This is a genomic window from Sporosarcina luteola (assembly GCF_023715585.1).
GTDB classification, from domain to species: Bacteria; Bacillota; Bacilli; order Bacillales_A; family Planococcaceae; genus Sporosarcina; species Sporosarcina luteola_D.
Genome location: NZ_JAMBOK010000001.1, coordinates 1,181,802 through 1,197,822, shown reverse-complemented (window position 1 = coordinate 1,197,822; position 16,021 = coordinate 1,181,802). Strand labels below are relative to the sequence as shown.

General features: G+C 45.1%; 16 protein-coding genes. 12 read left to right on the top strand and 4 right to left on the bottom strand.

All coding sequences use genetic code 11. The annotated features are described in order from the left end of the window. Positions 1 to 34: 34 nt before the first annotated feature. Both M3193_RS06060 and M3193_RS06055 read right to left on the bottom strand, forming a co-directional pair. Positions 35 to 268: a YkuS family protein gene (locus M3193_RS06060; RefSeq protein WP_251625139.1), complete on the bottom strand. Its 234-nt coding sequence runs from the start codon at positions 266 to 268 to the stop codon at positions 35 to 37. A gap of 132 nt (positions 269 to 400) precedes the next feature. After that, positions 401 to 817 carry a hypothetical protein gene (locus M3193_RS06055; protein ID WP_251625137.1) on the bottom strand — a complete coding sequence of 139 codons (417 nt, stop codon included), beginning with the start codon at positions 815 to 817 and terminating at the stop codon, positions 401 to 403. Between the two features lie 189 nt (positions 818 to 1,006). Here M3193_RS06055 and M3193_RS06050 point away from each other — a divergent pair, with 189 nt between their 5' ends. From M3193_RS06050 to M3193_RS06035, 4 genes are all read left to right on the top strand, one after another. Then, a complete protein-coding gene (locus M3193_RS06050) occupies positions 1,007 to 2,176 on the top strand; it encodes an MFS transporter (RefSeq protein ID WP_251627233.1) in 1,170 nt (389 codons plus the stop codon). 163 nt (positions 2,177 to 2,339) lie between these two features. Beyond that, a complete protein-coding gene (locus M3193_RS06045; protein ID WP_251625135.1) occupies positions 2,340 to 2,747 on the top strand; it encodes a MarR family winged helix-turn-helix transcriptional regulator in 408 nt (135 codons plus the stop codon). Positions 2,748 to 2,751: 4 nt separating this feature from the next. Then, positions 2,752 to 3,915, top strand: coding sequence for an MFS transporter (locus M3193_RS06040; protein ID WP_251625133.1), 1,164 nt, complete (start codon positions 2,752 to 2,754; stop codon positions 3,913 to 3,915). Positions 3,916 to 4,008: 93 nt separating this feature from the next. Further along, positions 4,009 to 5,586, top strand: a complete 1,578-nt coding sequence (locus M3193_RS06035; protein ID WP_251625132.1) for a BCCT family transporter — start codon at positions 4,009 to 4,011, stop codon at positions 5,584 to 5,586. 44 nt (positions 5,587 to 5,630) lie between these two features. On the opposite strand, the gene M3193_RS06030 is transcribed toward M3193_RS06035, so the two are convergent. Continuing rightward, positions 5,631 to 6,056 (bottom strand): protein-tyrosine phosphatase family protein, encoded by a 426-nt coding sequence (locus M3193_RS06030; RefSeq protein WP_251625130.1) that lies wholly within the window; start codon positions 6,054 to 6,056, stop codon positions 5,631 to 5,633. 95 nt (positions 6,057 to 6,151) lie between these two features. Here M3193_RS06030 and M3193_RS06025 point away from each other — a divergent pair, with 95 nt between their 5' ends. Further along, positions 6,152 to 6,826, top strand: a complete 675-nt coding sequence (locus tag M3193_RS06025) for an SOS response-associated peptidase (RefSeq protein ID WP_251625128.1) — start codon at positions 6,152 to 6,154, stop codon at positions 6,824 to 6,826. A gap of 67 nt (positions 6,827 to 6,893) precedes the next feature. Next, entirely contained in the window at positions 6,894 to 7,469 is a 576-nt protein-coding gene (locus tag M3193_RS06020; RefSeq protein ID WP_251625126.1) for a hypothetical protein, read from the top strand. Positions 7,470 to 7,486: 17 nt separating this feature from the next. On the opposite strand, the gene M3193_RS06015 is transcribed toward M3193_RS06020, so the two are convergent. After that, positions 7,487 to 8,101, bottom strand: coding sequence for a DUF3298 and DUF4163 domain-containing protein (locus M3193_RS06015; RefSeq protein ID WP_251625125.1), 615 nt, complete (start codon positions 8,099 to 8,101; stop codon positions 7,487 to 7,489). A 170-nt stretch (positions 8,102 to 8,271) separates the two neighbouring features. On the opposite strand from M3193_RS06015, the gene M3193_RS06010 reads away from it, so the two are divergent. From M3193_RS06010 to M3193_RS05985, 6 genes are all read left to right on the top strand, one after another. Next, positions 8,272 to 8,646, top strand: a complete 375-nt coding sequence (locus M3193_RS06010; protein WP_251625124.1) for a nucleotide excision repair endonuclease — start codon at positions 8,272 to 8,274, stop codon at positions 8,644 to 8,646. A 222-nt stretch (positions 8,647 to 8,868) separates the two neighbouring features. Then, positions 8,869 to 9,612, top strand: a complete 744-nt coding sequence (locus M3193_RS06005) for a metal ABC transporter ATP-binding protein (protein WP_251625123.1) — start codon at positions 8,869 to 8,871, stop codon at positions 9,610 to 9,612. Then, positions 9,612 to 10,493: a metal ABC transporter permease gene (locus tag M3193_RS06000; protein WP_251627232.1), complete on the top strand. Its 882-nt coding sequence runs from the start codon at positions 9,612 to 9,614 to the stop codon at positions 10,491 to 10,493. Before M3193_RS06005 ends, M3193_RS06000 begins: the two co-directional genes overlap by 1 nt. Then, entirely contained in the window at positions 10,490 to 11,422 is a 933-nt protein-coding gene (locus M3193_RS05995) for a metal ABC transporter solute-binding protein, Zn/Mn family (protein WP_251625122.1), read from the top strand. The genes M3193_RS06000 and M3193_RS05995 overlap by 4 nt, the downstream gene beginning before the upstream one ends. Positions 11,423 to 11,708: 286 nt before the next feature. Beyond that, the gene (locus M3193_RS05990; RefSeq protein WP_251625121.1) at positions 11,709 to 12,860 is read left to right on the top strand and encodes an exonuclease SbcCD subunit D; all 1,152 of its coding nucleotides are present in this window, start codon (positions 11,709 to 11,711) and stop codon (positions 12,858 to 12,860) included. Beyond that, the gene (locus tag M3193_RS05985; RefSeq protein ID WP_251625120.1) at positions 12,857 to 15,934 is read left to right on the top strand and encodes an AAA family ATPase; all 3,078 of its coding nucleotides are present in this window, start codon (positions 12,857 to 12,859) and stop codon (positions 15,932 to 15,934) included. The genes M3193_RS05990 and M3193_RS05985 overlap by 4 nt, the downstream gene beginning before the upstream one ends. Positions 15,935 to 16,021: the final 87 nt, after the last annotated feature.

The window sequence follows — 16,021 nt, the reverse complement described above, 5'->3', positions numbered from 1 at the left end:
GAAGACCGGAATCCTGTATTGGATTCCGGTCTTTTTAACGTTCCAAGCGCTGTTCGACTTCATTTACAACATCTTGAACGGACATACCGTGAATGCTGACGACTGGGAAATCGAATTGATCGACGTTCACATCGCTGACCGCACGTACAACTCCCATGTCATAGCCGTTCAGTTTTTCATCGCTTTCAAACATTTTCACTTCATGGCCTTTTTCCTCCAATGCCACTTTCACATCGTCAAATGGGTTTTCAACTGCAATTTTCGCCATTTGAATCACCTCCGATTTAGTAAAGTGTTTCCATTCTATGTCTTCCCGGAATCAACACTACTAAACACGTGGAATATTGAAGAGAGGCTCAATTAATCCATCAAGAGCTCAATTAATTGCTTAGAGCTCAGTTCATTCCCGCGTCGCTTCGTTCACATCGCCATCTTCGCTCCTGGGCTTTCTAAAACCGGTAAATGCATCGATGATCACCGTTGCAATGGAGGCGATTCCAATAACCATGACAATTAAACGTACTTGTGGAATGATATCATCCGGCGACCTCTGGAACACATCAGCGAGGACGTCAGCCAGATAAGGCAAGATGAGCGATGGATTGAGAAGAAGGAAAGTAATAAGGATTGTCCAAGCGGCGTTAATGATTAGATTGCCGTACGCCAGACCCGCTGTCCATTTGGGAGAAGAAGATTTATAGGAGGCGAGGACAATTTCCATAGTGAGCAACAGAAGGGTTATCGGAAACAAGATCATTACGGACATATTGCCAAAGCCAGTCATTTCAACTTCAATCCTTTCGAATGCTAGTACCATGTAATCTACCCGGAAACACCGTGATTTAACACGGGCGGCACATGAAAAAATGACTTTTCCGGATTCTTACCATTCGCTCTTTTGATTGCTGTATACTGGTCTTATTATTTAAATTTATAAAAAAGCGTGGGGATTTCGTTGACATCTCGTAACCAAACACTAAATCCAGCCAACCCGGTCTACCCGATCATGTTTGCCATCGGTGCCTGCCACTTGCTGAATGATACGCTTCAAGCGGTCATACCGGCGATGTTTCCGGTGTTGGAAAAGGAAAGAGGTTTAAGTTTTACACAACTCGGATTCATCTTTTTCTCTTTGAATATGGTCGCATCCGTTCTGCAGCCGGTCGTTGGCTATTTCAGCGACAGAAAACCGATGCCGTATGCACTTCCTATCGGGATGACATTTTCCCTGATCGGGATGGCGGGCTTGGCAATCGCGCCAAGCTATTGGCTCATTCTCCTGTCGGTCATCATACTGGGTCTTGGCTCCGCGGTATTCCATCCGGAAGGCTCGCGAGTATCTTTTTTGGCCGCGGGGACGAAAAGGGGGCTGTCCCAGTCGATTTACCAAGTCGGGGGAAATACGGGACAAGCATTGGCGCCGCTGATCAGCGCCTTTGTCTTAGTGCCGCTAGGTCAAAAGGGGGCAGCAATTTTCATTGCAGTCGCGGCTCTCGGAATTTTCATCTTGACCAAGATTTCCGCTTGGTACAAACGCACATTGGAATTGGAGAAAAGCAATAACCGTAAAAAGGTGATTCTTTCTTCAATAGGCGAACTGACAAAAAAGCAAATCGGGATTGCTCTCGCTTTATTGTTGACAATCATTTTTGCCAGATCATTCTATGTCACGAATGTTACAAGCTTCTATATCTTTTACTTAATGAATGACTATGGAATGAAAATTGAGCAAGGCCAGCTATACATATTCCTCTTCATGGCGCTTGGTGCTGCGGGCACATTTTTCGGTGGACCGATGGCTGATCGGATCGGAAGAAAAAATGTCATCGTAGTGTCGTTGTTAGTTCCGTTGCCGCTCTGCGTTCTCCTGCCGCATGTCCCGATTTGGGCAGTGGGGGTGCTGCTCGTGCTAATCGGATTCTTCATTATGCTCAGCTTCACTGTCACGGTCATTTATGCGCAGGAGCTTGTCCCGAGTAAAATTGGGACAATGGCCGGTTTGACTGTCGGCTTGGCGTTTGGGATGGGAGCGATAGGGGCGGTTGTTATCGGTAAGATGATGGATACGATCGGCATCTACCCGACGATGGTCATTGCCTCCTTCCTGCCATTCATCGGCCTAGTCGGATTGGCTCTGCCAAAGGATCAAAAAATCATGGCTCCTTCTGCCGAGTGATAAAATACTTCCCCCATCGATTGAATAGGGAGGAGATGCTTGCTTGGAAAGGTGCTTGCGCTTAAGACTGCCATTCATTTGGCGGTCTTTTTTGATGCTTTACAAGATATTTGAATAAGCGTATACTTTATTAGTTACCTAAGTAAATAACGAGGTGTTGAAAATGAATCCTTTACTTCATGAGCTGTTTCAAAGAGCACGTTTTTTGAGCAAGGAACTGAATCAGGCACTGAAACAACATGGTTTGTTCGCGGCTCAATGGACAGTCATTTACTGTGTCTATCTACATGAAGAGATGACATTGACGCAAATTTGGAAATACTTGAATGTAGAAGCTCCTACGATTACCCGTACTGTCAATCGATTGGAGCAGATTGGCTGGCTTGCGACCCGGGAAGGGAATGACAGGCGCGAAAAATATGTCAGGTTGACAGAAAATGCGGCCACTCAGCTATCGGAAATAAAAGAAACAATCATCCGGTTTGAAGAGCAAAGTTTGAAAGGCCTTACTGAAGAGGAGGAGGAGCTCCTCATGGTATTGCTGAAAAAAATATCAAGTGAAGGAGAATGATTCTATGAATCATAAAGAACCGATTTGGACAAAGCCGTTCATTAGTCTATTCTTAACGAATTTATCCGTTTTCATTGTGTTTTACGGTTTGGTATCAACATTGCCGCTTTACGCAATAGATGCTTTAAGCCGGACGGATGAAGAAGCAGGTTTGTTGATGACGATCTTCTTAGTGTCTGCCATAATTGTCCGGCCATTTAGTGGCAAGTTGCTCGATATTGCAGGGAAGCGGAAAATGTTGTTGATCAGCTTGTTCTTCTATCTCATCTGCACCATACTTTATTATTTCATTACTCCATTCGGCGGATTGCTGGCATTGCGTTTCTTCCAAGGAATCTGGTTCAGCATCGTTACGACAGCAGCAGGTTCACTTGCCGCGGATATCGTTCCGAAAACGAGACGCGGAGCGGGACTTGGCTATTTCGTCATGTCGACAAATTTGGCTGTTGTCATCGGGCCGTTCATCGCGCTCTTCATCATCCAAACCTATTCCTACGATGTACTATTCATCTTAATGAGTGTCCTAATGACTATCGGAGCGCTCATGGCACTTCTTATTCCCGAGCCTGAAACGGTCCGTAATGAAAACAAGTCGAAAAGATTTACATGGAACGACCTCTTTGAGAAAAGAGCGATGCCAATTGCGTTTTTGGCGAGTTTGATCGCATTTTCTTATGCAAGTGTCTTATCTTATTTATCAATTTATGCCCAAGAAAAAGGTTTATTGGCGCTAGCCAGTTTCTTTTTTGTCGTCTTTGCGGCGGTCATGCTCATTACGCGGCCATTTACAGGAAGGATTTTTGATGAAAAAGGATCGGCCTATATTTTGATCCCCGGTTTCCTGCTATTCTCCTTCGGTCTGTTCATCCTCTCTTTCATGAGCTCCCCCGGTTTATTTCTAATAGCTGGAGCTTTTGTCGGGCTTGGCTATGGAGCGCTCGTGCCGAGCATGCAGACGCTTGCCATTCAATCGACAACACATCAAAGGAGCGGATATGCGACCGCCACGTTCTTCACGTTATTCGACTCGGGGCTTGCTGTTGGATCATATGTCTTAGGGATTGTTGCAGTTCAGATGGGTTATCGTAATGTGTATTTGCTATCAAGTCTTCTCGTGATTGCAGTACTTGCATTATATATTTTGGTCATCCGGAAACGGCAGAGCTGAAGGGGGATTGGGCCGGTTTTTGAAGAGGGACGTTAACTTGCTTAAATTTAGGGTATAGACTCTGTAACTATGTTTATGGGAGTCGATTTTGCTTTGGACAGAAAGTTTTGGAAGAACCCGGTGTTTTCCATATCGGCAGTCGTCATTTTTGTACTAGTAGTTCTTGGTGCAGTCATACCGAAACCTTTTGAAAAGGTTGCAGGACAATTATACGGATTCACGACTGCAAAGTTTGGTTGGTTTTATTTATTGACCGTTTTCATTATCATCGCTTTTTTAATTGGATTGGCAATCAGTAAATATGGTGCAATCCGTTTAGGGGGGGATGATGAAAGGCCTGAATATCCATTTTTCACTTGGATCGGGATGCTTTTTTCAGCTGGCTTTGGAGTAGGACTTGTCTTTTGGGGAGTGGCGGAACCGATGAGTCATTATTTTGCTTCGCCTGTGAATGGCGTCGAGCCGCAATCCGATAATGCTGCCAGGATTGCAATGGGCTATTCGTTTTTCCATTGGGGGATTTCGCAATGGGGGATTTTCGGCATTGTAGGGCTTGTCATCGCCTTTCTGCAGTTCCGTAAAAAGAAGGATGGCCTTATTTCGACTGCTTTGGAGCCCTTGGTCGGTTCCAACCGGTATTTGAAGACGGGAATTGACTCGTTTGCCGTTATTGCAACCGTTATGGGAATAGCGACATCGCTCGGGATGGGTGTGTTGCAGATGAGCGGCGGATTAGAATATGTCTTCCAAACTAAAAATACATATTGGGTACAGCTGCTCATTATTTTCGTTGTTTTCGTTGCCTATATGATTTCTGCGTCTTCCGGCTTGGGTAAAGGGATTGCATATTTGGGCAACTTCAATTTAGCGATGGCGATTGCGATGCTTGTCTTTTTCTTTTTCGTCGGTCCGAAAGTCTTCATTTTGGAGAGCTTCACATTGGCGATTGGGGACTACATTAATAATTTCATTCGTTATAGTTTGAGGCTGCAGCCTTATCAAGGCGGGACTTGGGTGAGAGAGTGGACGATCTTTTACTGGGCATGGACAATTGCTTGGTCTCCGTTCGTCGGTGCTTTTGTTGCCCGTGTTTCGAAAGGTCGTACGGTCCGTGAGTTCATTGCGGGAGTGATGATCATTCCGCCTGTGTTCGCCTGCATGTGGATTGCCACATTGGGCGGGACGGCATTGTACAGCGATTTGAATAACGGGACGCGCATTGCGGAAGCGGTAGATGCAGATGTCACCTCGGCCATTTTCGAAACACTGAAACACTTGCCATTTACTGGAGTCATGTCTGTTCTGTCTGTCGTTCTTATTTTTACGTTCTTAATTACTTCTGCGGATTCCGCGACATATATCCTGGCAAGTATGACGACGAGAGGGAGCTTGTTCCCTCCGCTAGTTGTCAAAATGATTTGGGGTTTCCTTATGTCTGCGATTGCAGCAGTTTTGCTCTATGCGGGCGGCTTGGAAGCACTGCAATCAGCGTCTCTCGTTTCTGCTCTTCCGTTCACGCTCTTTCTCATTTTGCTCATGTTATCCCTAGGTAAATTGTTGGGGAAAGAACCGATTACCGTCAGGCCAACTGACATTCGTCAATTTGAAAAGATTGAGCAGGAAGTGAAAAAGAAGGCAAGAAGAAGGAAGCGGGATCGGCCTGATGTCTAGGAAACCAAAAAGTGGAGGCGGGGAAATCCCCGGCCTCCACTTTTTCACTTTGCATAAATGCGGCTTAATGCAGCTTTGAATGCAGGTTTAATGTTCGTTTCGGGACGGATTATTTGTGTCATCAGCTCTGCTTCCTCGATATCCTCTGCTTTGCCCAATTCAAGCAAAGTGGCTGCCGCGAGTGTGCCGCCGCGGCCTCTTCCAGTATTGCAGTGGAAATAGACATTTTTCCCACTATTGTATGCGTCCATAACTTTGTTTACCGCTTCACGGATTGAATGATCTTGTTCATCCGCGTCATCCAATAGAGGCTGATGGACACTTAAGTTACTCGGCAAAGGTCCGTCCACTTTTGCTCTCAAGTCAAAGATTACGTCAATCTTTTCATTAGCCACCAATTCATCAATTGCATCGACTCCGCCGAAGAAGATCCGATCTGCAACCAATGCCTTATACTGTTTGTTTGACATGAAATTCACCTTTTCTTTGCATCACTATTCATGATTCTCTCCATAGATAATGGTACCATTAACTAAATTATCTTTAAAGAAAGAGGTGGATGCCTATGTGCGGCCGTTTCACTTTATTCGCCCCGTATTATGAAATCATCGACCGATTCGATATTGAGTCGGCCTTTTCCGAAAGTGACTATATACCGAGCTACAACATTGCTCCTTCCCAACAAGTCGTTGCCGTCATCAATGATGGTCGGAAAAACCGGTTGGGGCATCTTCGCTGGGGGCTGATCCCGCCGTGGGCAAAAGACGAGAAGATCGGTTACAAAATGATCAATGCCCGGGCTGAAACGGTAGCCGAAAAACCAAGCTTCCGGAAAGCTTTCCAAAAACAGCGTTGCATCCTTCCAGCGGATTCGTTTTATGAATGGCAAAAGAAAGACGGAGAGAAGATTCCGATGCGCATCAGGCTTAAGAATGATGAGCTATTCGCCATAGCGGGGCTGTGGGAATCATGGAAGTCTCCTGACGGTCAGGTCATCCATACTTGCACTGCGATTACGACCGCGCCGAATGAATTGATGAAACCGATTCATGACAGGATGCCGGTCATTTTGAACAGGGAGGACGAGGCGGCCTGGCTTGATCCACGAAATGATGATATGGATTTCCTGGGGAATATGTTGCGTTCATTCGATGAGAAGCAGATGGATGCCTATAGTGTCTCATCTGCTGTGAATTCACCGAAGAATAATGAAGCAAATCTTATTGTTCCAGTTTGTTGATTGAATTTTGAAACGAACTTCTTCCAACAACGTCTACTTGTTAACTAGGGAGAGGGGTTGGAATCGTTTGAGAGTTAAAAATATACTTCCTGTCGGCCTATTGTTCTTGGTTGTAGTATGGTGGAAACCATTGGATGCTTCTGCTTGCTCATGCGTCATGCCGCCATCGCCGGAAGAAGCATTAGATGAGGCGGATGCAGTATTTAGTGGCGAAGTGCTGGAAATTGTCGAGAATAAGAAGTTCTTTGGGGGCTCCTATGGCAGAACAGTCCATCTTAAAGTGGATAAAAACTGGAAGGGAATAGATGAATCCGTGACGTCCATTACTACAGGTTATGCTGACGGGGATTGTGGATACTTCTTTGAAGAGGGGCAAAAATATCTTGTGTATGCATCGGCAAGTAATATGTATGTACCGGGCACTTTATCCACAACGATTTGTCATAGGACAACTGAACTTTCCAACGCTGCAGAAGACTTGAACGCACTGGGTGAAGGTCGGGAAGTTAGCAATGCTGACAGTCCACGGGAAACTTTAGATGAAGACATTCCATGGTTGGGGTTCGGCTTTTTCGTTCTTGGTTTACTTGCTATTTTTCTTGGTTTCCAATATAAGAAAAAACAAAAAAATGCGCGCAGCTGATATCCACTGCACGCTTTTTACGTAAAAGCCATCATTCGGTCGAGAGGACCTTGAGGTTTAATGATATCCGCGATATCCAATATCGGAATCGGGAAGTAAGGAAATCCCCATACATATGGTGTGATTTCATACAACTGGAAGTAGACGACAAGGGATGTGTCGGCAATATAGAAGTCCTGATCAGGTCTGATTACTGTAAATGGGGGGTCCAATAATTGGACGTCCCATTTGGCAATGTCAACACGTATTATGTCGGACAACTTCTTCACATAATCGCTTCCCGGTTTGAAGAGGTCTTGGAGTTCATATTGCTTGCCGGTTTTCGTATCAAACGTAAGTGACCTGATGATTGTATTCCCATGAGCACCACCAGTGAAGGAGTAAACAATTAAATTTAAACTGAGAATGCCACGCTGATTGTTCTTAATTTCAAAATTGGCTAGCAGTTCGACGAGTGCAGGATTGTAAAATTGTTGATCGACAAGGATTTCATTGAGAGTACGGATGATGGCGCTGTTCATTTTCCGTTGAATGAGTGCATCTTTCATTTGCGTTACAACCGGGTAATAAACATTGATTTTAGGCGAGGTATTTGGAAGTTTCTTCGTCAATATGGAAACCGGAAAATCCAACTTGGCACCGTCCTTTCTTTTCCGTAAGTCCTCTAGTATATGTGACGAGGAATGACAAATGACCTTTTTGAATAAATACGTCGGTTCATGACCGTACAGCATAACATTTCGCATTCCGTTCAAAATTATGGTAGGATTTAGATTCACAAAAGAAGAGGACGTGAAAATGAATGATCTCAATTACAATTCCGAAGCCGGATGTCACCATTCAGCAGCGCAAGCAAGAAATGAAAGCAGAGGAAGCACCGATCAAACCGATCAACGGCTTTATCGATCTTCATGAAATCCCGCGCGATAAAGGGGGACTCATCCTTTTTTACAATAAAAGTGATGAACTACTATTCGCGGGGAAAGCAAGGAAGCTTCGTCAGCGAGTGAAAAAACATCTTGAAGACAATGTGTCACCCGTGAAAAATCACCGCGATGAAATTAACAAGATCTCTGTCATCGTTATCGAAGATCCGATGGAACGGGAAATCTATGAAACGTATATCATCAATACATTGCGTGCAAAATATAATGTAGACAAAGTGTTTTTCGAATAATTGAATGCAGCCGACTACCCGATGTAAAATGGGCGGTCGGCTTTTTTATATTGATGAATAATTCTTCTTTACAATGTGAAATGAATCGATTAATATAGAAGAGTAAAGTTTCCCGAGGGAAACATTTGTGTCGTCTTATTTTTTTATGCTGAAAGTTGCCTTTGGGAAACTTATTGGGTATGCAATAATAATTAATTTTAATTTAGAAAGAGTGATGTTTAAATGACCTATCAAGTAGAGGTGAGAAATTTATCGGTTTCTTATGATGGGGAAAATGTATTGAGTACTATCAATTTCAATGTGGACGGCGGGAAGCTGATCGGCATCATTGGTCCGAATGGGGCTGGCAAATCCACTTTGATGAAAGCGATTTTGGAGTTGATTCATCGAGATCATGGAGAGGTGTTGGTAGACGGCAAGCCGATGAAAGATGTCCGGAAAAAAGTCGCATATGTTCCTCAACGGGCAGCAATCGATTGGGATTTCCCGATAACAGTACTGAAGACTGTTCTGTTAGGGACCTATCCTCAAGTCGGCATCTTCCGGCGTCCTGGAAAGTCCGAAAAGCGGTGGGCACTGGAATGTCTGCAAAAGGTCGGGATGGATCAGTTTGCCAACCGGCAGATCGGCGAGTTGTCGGGTGGGCAGCAGCAACGTGTATTTTTGGCACGGGCACTAGCACAAAAAGCGAATATCTTCTTTTTGGATGAACCGTTCGTCGGCATCGATGTCACGAGTGAGGCGCTTATCATCGGCATACTGAAGGAGCTGAGGGATGGGGGGGACTCGGTATTTGTTGTTCATCATGATTTGTCCAAAGTAGAAGATTATTTTGATGAACTACTCCTGCTCAATAAAGAGTTGATTGCATTTGGTCCGGTGGCACGGGTCATGCAGTCTGAATACTTGAGAACCGCATACCATTCGCAATATGGAGTTTGGGATGCATTGGGGGTCGTTAGATGATGGATTTCATTTCCGACATCCAAAATTATGTGTTTTTGCAGAAGGCATTGTTTACTTCAATCATGGTCGGCATCATATGCGGAGTGATTGGCTGCTTCATCATTCTACGGGGCATGGCGTTGATGGGGGATGCCATTTCGCACGCGGTTCTGCCTGGCATTGCGGTCTCTTATATGCTTGGCATCAATTATCTTTACGGGGCAGTCTTCACTGGGCTCTTGACTTCTGTCGGCATCGGTTTTATTTCACAAAACAGCCGGGTGAAAAATGATTCGTCCATTGGTATCGTTTTCAGTTCATTTTTTGCACTAGGCATCATCTTGATCGCCAAGGCGAAATCAACCATAGATTTGACAAGCATTTTGTTCGGGAATGTACTTTCCGTTAGATCCTCAGATATGTGGATGACTTTAATCATTGGAACGATCGTATTGCTCGTCGTCATTCTGTTCTATAAAGAACTGCTCGTCAGCACGTTCGATCCCACATTTGCAGCTTCCTACGGGTTGCCGAATCGGCTGATCCATTATGTGCTGATGATCCTACTGACATTGGTGACGGTGGCCTCTCTGCAGACGGTCGGTGTCATCCTCGTTGTGGCAATGCTCATCACTCCAGCTTCGACAGCTTACTTATTGACGAACCGATTGTCCGTGATGATTGTACTTTCTGCGGCGTTCGGCGCGTTCTCAGCAATTATCGGACTGTATTTCAGCTTTGAGCATAATTTATCATCCGGTGCGGTCATTGTTCTCGTTACAACGGTCTTGTTCCTGATCGCCTTTGTATTTGCACCTAAACAAGGTATCTATTGGCGTTCCGTCAGGATCCGGAAAAATAGAAATGGAGTAATTACTAGAAAGAAGGAGTCTTTTGAATGAATCGTAAACTTTTGACGCTTTGCATTATGTCTATAATGGCGGCATTGCTTTTCAGTGCTTGTGGCGGGAAAAAAGAGGGGGCTGAGGAGGATAAACTCCAAATCGCAGCTACATTTTCCATACTAACTGATATTGTAAATGAAGTGGGAGGAGATCGGGTTGACGTTCATAGTATGGTTCCGCTAGGCACTGATCCGCATGAGTACGAACCGTTGCCCGAGGACATCAAAAAAGCCGCCGATGCGGATGCGGTTTTTTATAACGGCCTGAATTTGGAAGGCGGAAAAAATGGCTGGTTTTCCATACTGATCGCCTCCGTCGGAAAAGATGAGAAGGATGTCTATGAATTGATGGCCGGCGTGGAACCGAAATATATTACGTCCGCTGACGGGAAAGAAGAGGAGATTAATCCTCATGCTTTTCTTGATCCGATCGTAGGCATACAAATGGTGGAAAATGCACGTGACGCCTTATCGGAAATCGACCCTGACCATAGTGACTCCTATAAGAAGAATGCGGACGCATTGTTGAAGGAATTGAATGAAATCGATGAGTTGTATAAGTCGAAAATTAGCGAGATTCCTGAACAGCACCGCATCCTTGTCACTAGCGAACGTGCCTATCAATATATGACGGATCGCTATGGATTGCAGGAAGCGTTCCTCTGGGATATCGACACAGAGGAAATCGGTACGCCGCGTCAAATCAAGAACTTGGTAGATTTTATCAAGGAGCACGATGTGCCAGCCTTATTTGTTGAAACGAATGTCGATCGACGTCCGATGGAAACCGTGTCGAAGGAGACAGGCGTTGAAATCGTTTCAGAACTTTATTCGGATGAGCTCGGAAAACCGGGGACGGACGGCGGGACATATGTTAAGTTTTTACGATATAATATTGAAAAGATCCATGACGGATTAATAAAGTGAATCATGTGATTGACGGGACATCCTTTCAAAGGGTGTTCCGTTTTTCCTTTGGATTTAATTCCGGTCGTACTTACTGTAAAATGAATGGTAGATTGCATGATCGTGCAATCCTCGAAATGCACATTTAGAGACTTTTATGCGTCGATTTTGGAAGTTATGCGCGTTTGCTTACGGTTATGCGCAATTACAGGGAATTATGCGTATCTACGAGCTTTTATGAGTCGTTTCAGAGATTTATGCGCTTTTGATAGCAAGGAAACTATAGATTTGCAGGGGGTTAAAGGAAATGAAGTTTTTTCATACTGCCGATTGGCATCTTGGCAAGCTGGTGCAAGGCGTTTATATGACAGAGGGGCAGCGGCATGTCCTTCGACAATTCGTCGAAGCCGTACGTGAGGAGAAGCCCGATGCGGTCATCATTGCAGGTGATTTGTATGATCGTGCGGTTCCGCCGCCGGAAGCGGTCGCTTTATTGGATGAAGTGCTTTGGGAAATTGTCATGGAGCTGAAAACACCGGTCATTGCGGTGGCCGGAAACCATGATAGCCCCGGACGTCTGCAATTCGGCAGCAGATTGATGCAATCGAACGGCTTTCATATTGTCGGCCAACTATCTGCGCAATCCGAACCGGTTGTACTGACGGATTCTCTCGGGGAAGTCCATTTCCATCTCGTACCGTATTGCGACCCGTCGATTGTAAAACATTTATACGAAGATGACGGCGTCGTCGACCATCATACGGCGATGGAGAAAGTCATTGAGCGGATTAGAGGATCGATGGATGAGGCTGCGCGACATGTGTTCGTGGGACATGCTTTTGTCACTCCTTTTGGCGAGGAAGAGGAGAATACGAGCGATTCAGAGCGTCCGCTCGCAATCGGCGGTGCGGAATATGTTGCTGCCCATCTGTTTACGCAATTCGATTACACAGCGCTCGGCCACTTGCATCAGGCTCATTATGTCTCTGACGAAAAAATCCGCTACGCAGGTTCTCCGATGAAATATTCGATTTCGGAAGAGAGGCATGCAAAAGGGGTTCTCATCGTTGACATGGACGACGAAGGCAAAGTGGAAGTGAAAAAGAGAGCGCTGACTCCATTGCATGATATGCGTACAGTAGAAGGGACGATGGAAGAAATTCTTGCCCATCCCCCTAGCAACGATTATGTGTTTGTGAAGCTGAATGACGAGACGCCCATCCTATTCCCTATGGAAAAAGTGAAGTCCGTCTATCCGAATGCCATGCATATTGAAAGGAAGTTGGTGAGGACAGCAGCTGCAATTGAACACCAATCAGCAGCTGCCACGGAAAAACCGGATGATCAGAAACTGTTCAGGTTCTTTTATTCGCAGATGAATGATATGGAACCTGATGCTGAAACGGAGAGGATTTTTGCTGAAGTTCTGCAGGAAGTTAAAGGAGGCGTTGAAAAATGAAGCCGATCCAATTGACGATGACTGCTTTCGGGCCTTACAAAGGGACGGAGATAATCGATTTCCGCCAGCTTCAAGACCATCGGCTGTTCGTTGTATCCGGGGCGACTGGTGCTGGGAAGACAACGATTTTCGATGGGATCTGTTTTGCTTTATATGGCCAGGCGAGTGGAGAGGACAGAACGGAATTCCGCTCCATGAGAAGCGATTTTGCAGATGATGCTGTTCAGACTGCCGTAGAATTGATTTTTGAAATAAATGGCCGTGTGTTCCGGATCATGAGGCAGATCCCCTATACAAAGAGTGGCAATAAAAGAGAGACGACTGCAAGAAGTGAGTTTTTTGAATTGGTGGACGGCGGAGAAGTGCCGTTCGTCGATCGGCAAATCGTCTCGGAAATCAATCGTAAAGTCGAGGAGCTTGTCGGGTTTACACAAGCCCAATTCAGCCAGATCGTCATGCTCCCACAAGGTGAATTCCGGAAGTTCCTAACATCCGATACTGAAAATAAAGAAACGATTATGAGGAAAATCTTCAAAACGGAGGAGTACCGGGAAATCGTCAATCGCTTGAAGATGAAAAGAGACGATGCAAATGAACAGTTGATGAGTGAAAAAAGGAAAATGGATGGATATATTCAACAAATCACAAATATTATTCCATCCCGGGAGTCTCTAATTTTCGAAGTTTTATCACAGGAATTTACGAATGCTTCTCAAGTGATGACTGGGCTCGAACAGGAAATTTCCCATTACGGCATGAAACGTTCCGAGGATGAAGTGAAGTATACAGCTGCCTATCAACAGCATGCTGAAATGTTGGAGACGTATCACGCAGCTAAAAAGTGCAATGAGCAATTTGAGCAGCTTCATCAACGAAAAATTGCTCTTGAAAAATTAGAGGAAGAAATCCCTTCTGTTCATTTAAAGGAAAAGCGAATTGCTGACGCCGAGCGGGCATCTATAATCCATGAAATCGAAAGCCAATTCCGCTTGTTGGAAGAAGAGGCGAAGTCGAAGGAAAAGGAGCACCAAGATGCAATCGCTGCGGTACACGAGGCGACGAAATTGCTGGAAGAGAAACAGCTTGCCTATAAGGTGGAGGAAGGGAAGGAGCAAGATAGGGGAGCGGTCGCGGAACGGCTCATCAGGTTGCGCGATCACCTTCCTGCCGTAAAGGATTTGGCGGCTAAGGAAGAAAAAGTACAGAATCTGAAAATGAAGATTGGCAAATTGGAAGGCGAATTCGAAGCAACTTCTTCAAGGGCAGAAATAGAAAAAAGAAAAATGGCCGAACTGAATGGGCAAATTGAGAAATCTGAGCAAACGATCACCCCTTATGACGAACTGCTTGAAGAGTTGAACACAATCAGGCTGCATTACAAGGTCGCACGCGATTTTGAAAATCTGAAGAAAGACTACACAATTTGGACAGAAAAGAGAGAGAGTGCATCCGCCAAATTCATTCAAATGAAAAATGAATTTGAGGCTATGCAAAATGCATGGTTGAACAACCAAGCAGCATATTTGGCGCAGACGTTAAAGGATGGGGAGGCTTGCCCAGTCTGTGGAAGCGCCCATCACCCGGCGAAAAGTGCCGGTCATGATGCCGAAACTGTTTCCCGCGATGCCCTTGAGTTGAAAAGGGCGAATTTGGCGGATGTTGAAAGCGCATTTCGATCAGTTGAGGCGAAATGTGAAAGTGTATTTGCTCTGATGAAAGAAAAAGAACAGGAAATGATGGAGCTTCAGATCATCGACGGACTGGAAGCTTTGGTCGCAAAGGGTCAGGAAACAGCCGAGAAAGTGGAGAGCTTAAAAAAAGTGCGGACTGAGCTCGCTTCACTAAAAGAGCAGCAAAAGAAAGCGGACAAGGAAACAACTGATTGGCTTGCCCGCAAGACGGAAATTGAACAGGCGTTGGTTGAGCAAAAAACGTTATATGCGCAGGAATCTGCATTACTGGATAGAGAGATATCTTCCATTCCGGAAGGGCTTCGGGACCTGGCTCGTCTGCAAACGGAAATCAAGGAAACGGAAACAAAGAAACTTCATATGGATGAAGCATGGCAACGTGTAAGAAAAAACGTGGAAGCGGCAAAAGAACAACTGGCCACTTCCATCAATTCTGAGCACCATTTGAAGAGATCCGTCGATGAAAGCTTTGGAAAAAGAGATTTGGCGGCAGCCAGATTCAAGAAGGCACTACGAGATTCGGAATTCAGTACGGAAGAGGAATACCGGCAAGCGAAGATGGCGGAGGAGGACAGGTTCCTTCTGAAGGAATACGTCATGCAGTTCAAACAGCGACTTCATACAGTAAAGGAAGCGATTGTAGAACTGGAAGCCGCCCTTGCGGGAAAAGAGAAGACGGATCTGGACGGTTTACTGGAGACGATTCAATCGTTGAAGTCAGCATATGAAAAAGCGTTCGCGGATTGGAATAATTCTATAGAATGTGAAAAGGCATTGATCCGGTTGAAGTTGGAAATTGAAAAGACGGCTAAAGACGTGGAGGATCTGGAAAGGCAAGTCGGTAAAATTACCGACTTATACGATGTCATCCGTGGTCAGAATGATCATAAGCTTTCATTCGAACGTTTCATTCAAATCGATTATTTGGAGCGGATCATCCAGTCTGCAAATGAAAGGCTGCGTAATTTATCCAACGGGCAATATGAATTGATCCGCAGCAATCGTCAGGAAGTCAGGGGCAGGCAAAGCGGGTTAGGACTTGATGTGTATGATGCTTACACCGGACAGAACAGGGATGTGAAGACGTTATCAGGCGGGGAGAAATTCAATGCTTCACTCAGCTTGGCACTCGGCATGGCGGATGTAATTCAGAGCTACCAAGGTGCAGTATCGATTGAAACGATGTTCATCGACGAAGGGTTCGGAACATTGGATGAGGAAGCATTGCAAAAAGCAGTTGACACGCTGATCGATTTACAGAAGTCGGGAAGAATGATCGGTGTCATCTCTCACGTGGAAGAGTTGAAAACTGCCTTCCCGGCCATACTTGAAGTACAGAAGTCCAGAGAAGGACATAGCGTCACACGATTTGTTTTGAAATGAAGCGGGTGGGAGGTTATAGACAGCCTCCCGCCTTTTTTGATGCCTTGACTCCAATTACTAATGTAATAAAATAATCCATTTTAAAAA

Excerpts from the sequence above, each read along its gene's own strand:
- M3193_RS06060 (WP_251625139.1), bottom strand. The coding sequence starts at position 268 with ATGGCGAAAATTGCAGTTGAAAACCCATTTGACGATGTGAAAGTGGCA.
- M3193_RS06055 (WP_251625137.1), bottom strand. The coding sequence starts at position 817 with ATGGTACTAGCATTCGAAAGGATTGAAGTTGAAATGACTGGCTTTGGC.
- M3193_RS06050 (WP_251627233.1), top strand. The coding sequence starts at position 1,007 with ATGTTTGCCATCGGTGCCTGCCACTTGCTGAATGATACGCTTCAAGCG.
- M3193_RS06045 (WP_251625135.1), top strand. The coding sequence starts at position 2,340 with ATGAATCCTTTACTTCATGAGCTGTTTCAAAGAGCACGTTTTTTGAGC.
- M3193_RS06040 (WP_251625133.1), top strand. The coding sequence starts at position 2,752 with ATGAATCATAAAGAACCGATTTGGACAAAGCCGTTCATTAGTCTATTC.
- M3193_RS06030 (WP_251625130.1), bottom strand. The coding sequence starts at position 6,056 with ATGTCAAACAAACAGTATAAGGCATTGGTTGCAGATCGGATCTTCTTC.
- M3193_RS06025 (WP_251625128.1), top strand. The coding sequence starts at position 6,152 with ATGTGCGGCCGTTTCACTTTATTCGCCCCGTATTATGAAATCATCGAC.
- M3193_RS06010 (WP_251625124.1), top strand. The coding sequence starts at position 8,272 with ATGATCTCAATTACAATTCCGAAGCCGGATGTCACCATTCAGCAGCGC.
- M3193_RS06005 (WP_251625123.1), top strand. The coding sequence starts at position 8,869 with ATGACCTATCAAGTAGAGGTGAGAAATTTATCGGTTTCTTATGATGGG.
- M3193_RS06000 (WP_251627232.1), top strand. The coding sequence starts at position 9,612 with ATGGATTTCATTTCCGACATCCAAAATTATGTGTTTTTGCAGAAGGCA.
- M3193_RS05995 (WP_251625122.1), top strand. The coding sequence starts at position 10,490 with ATGAATCGTAAACTTTTGACGCTTTGCATTATGTCTATAATGGCGGCA.
- M3193_RS05990 (WP_251625121.1), top strand. The coding sequence starts at position 11,709 with ATGAAGTTTTTTCATACTGCCGATTGGCATCTTGGCAAGCTGGTGCAA.
- M3193_RS05985 (WP_251625120.1), top strand. The coding sequence starts at position 12,857 with ATGAAGCCGATCCAATTGACGATGACTGCTTTCGGGCCTTACAAAGGG.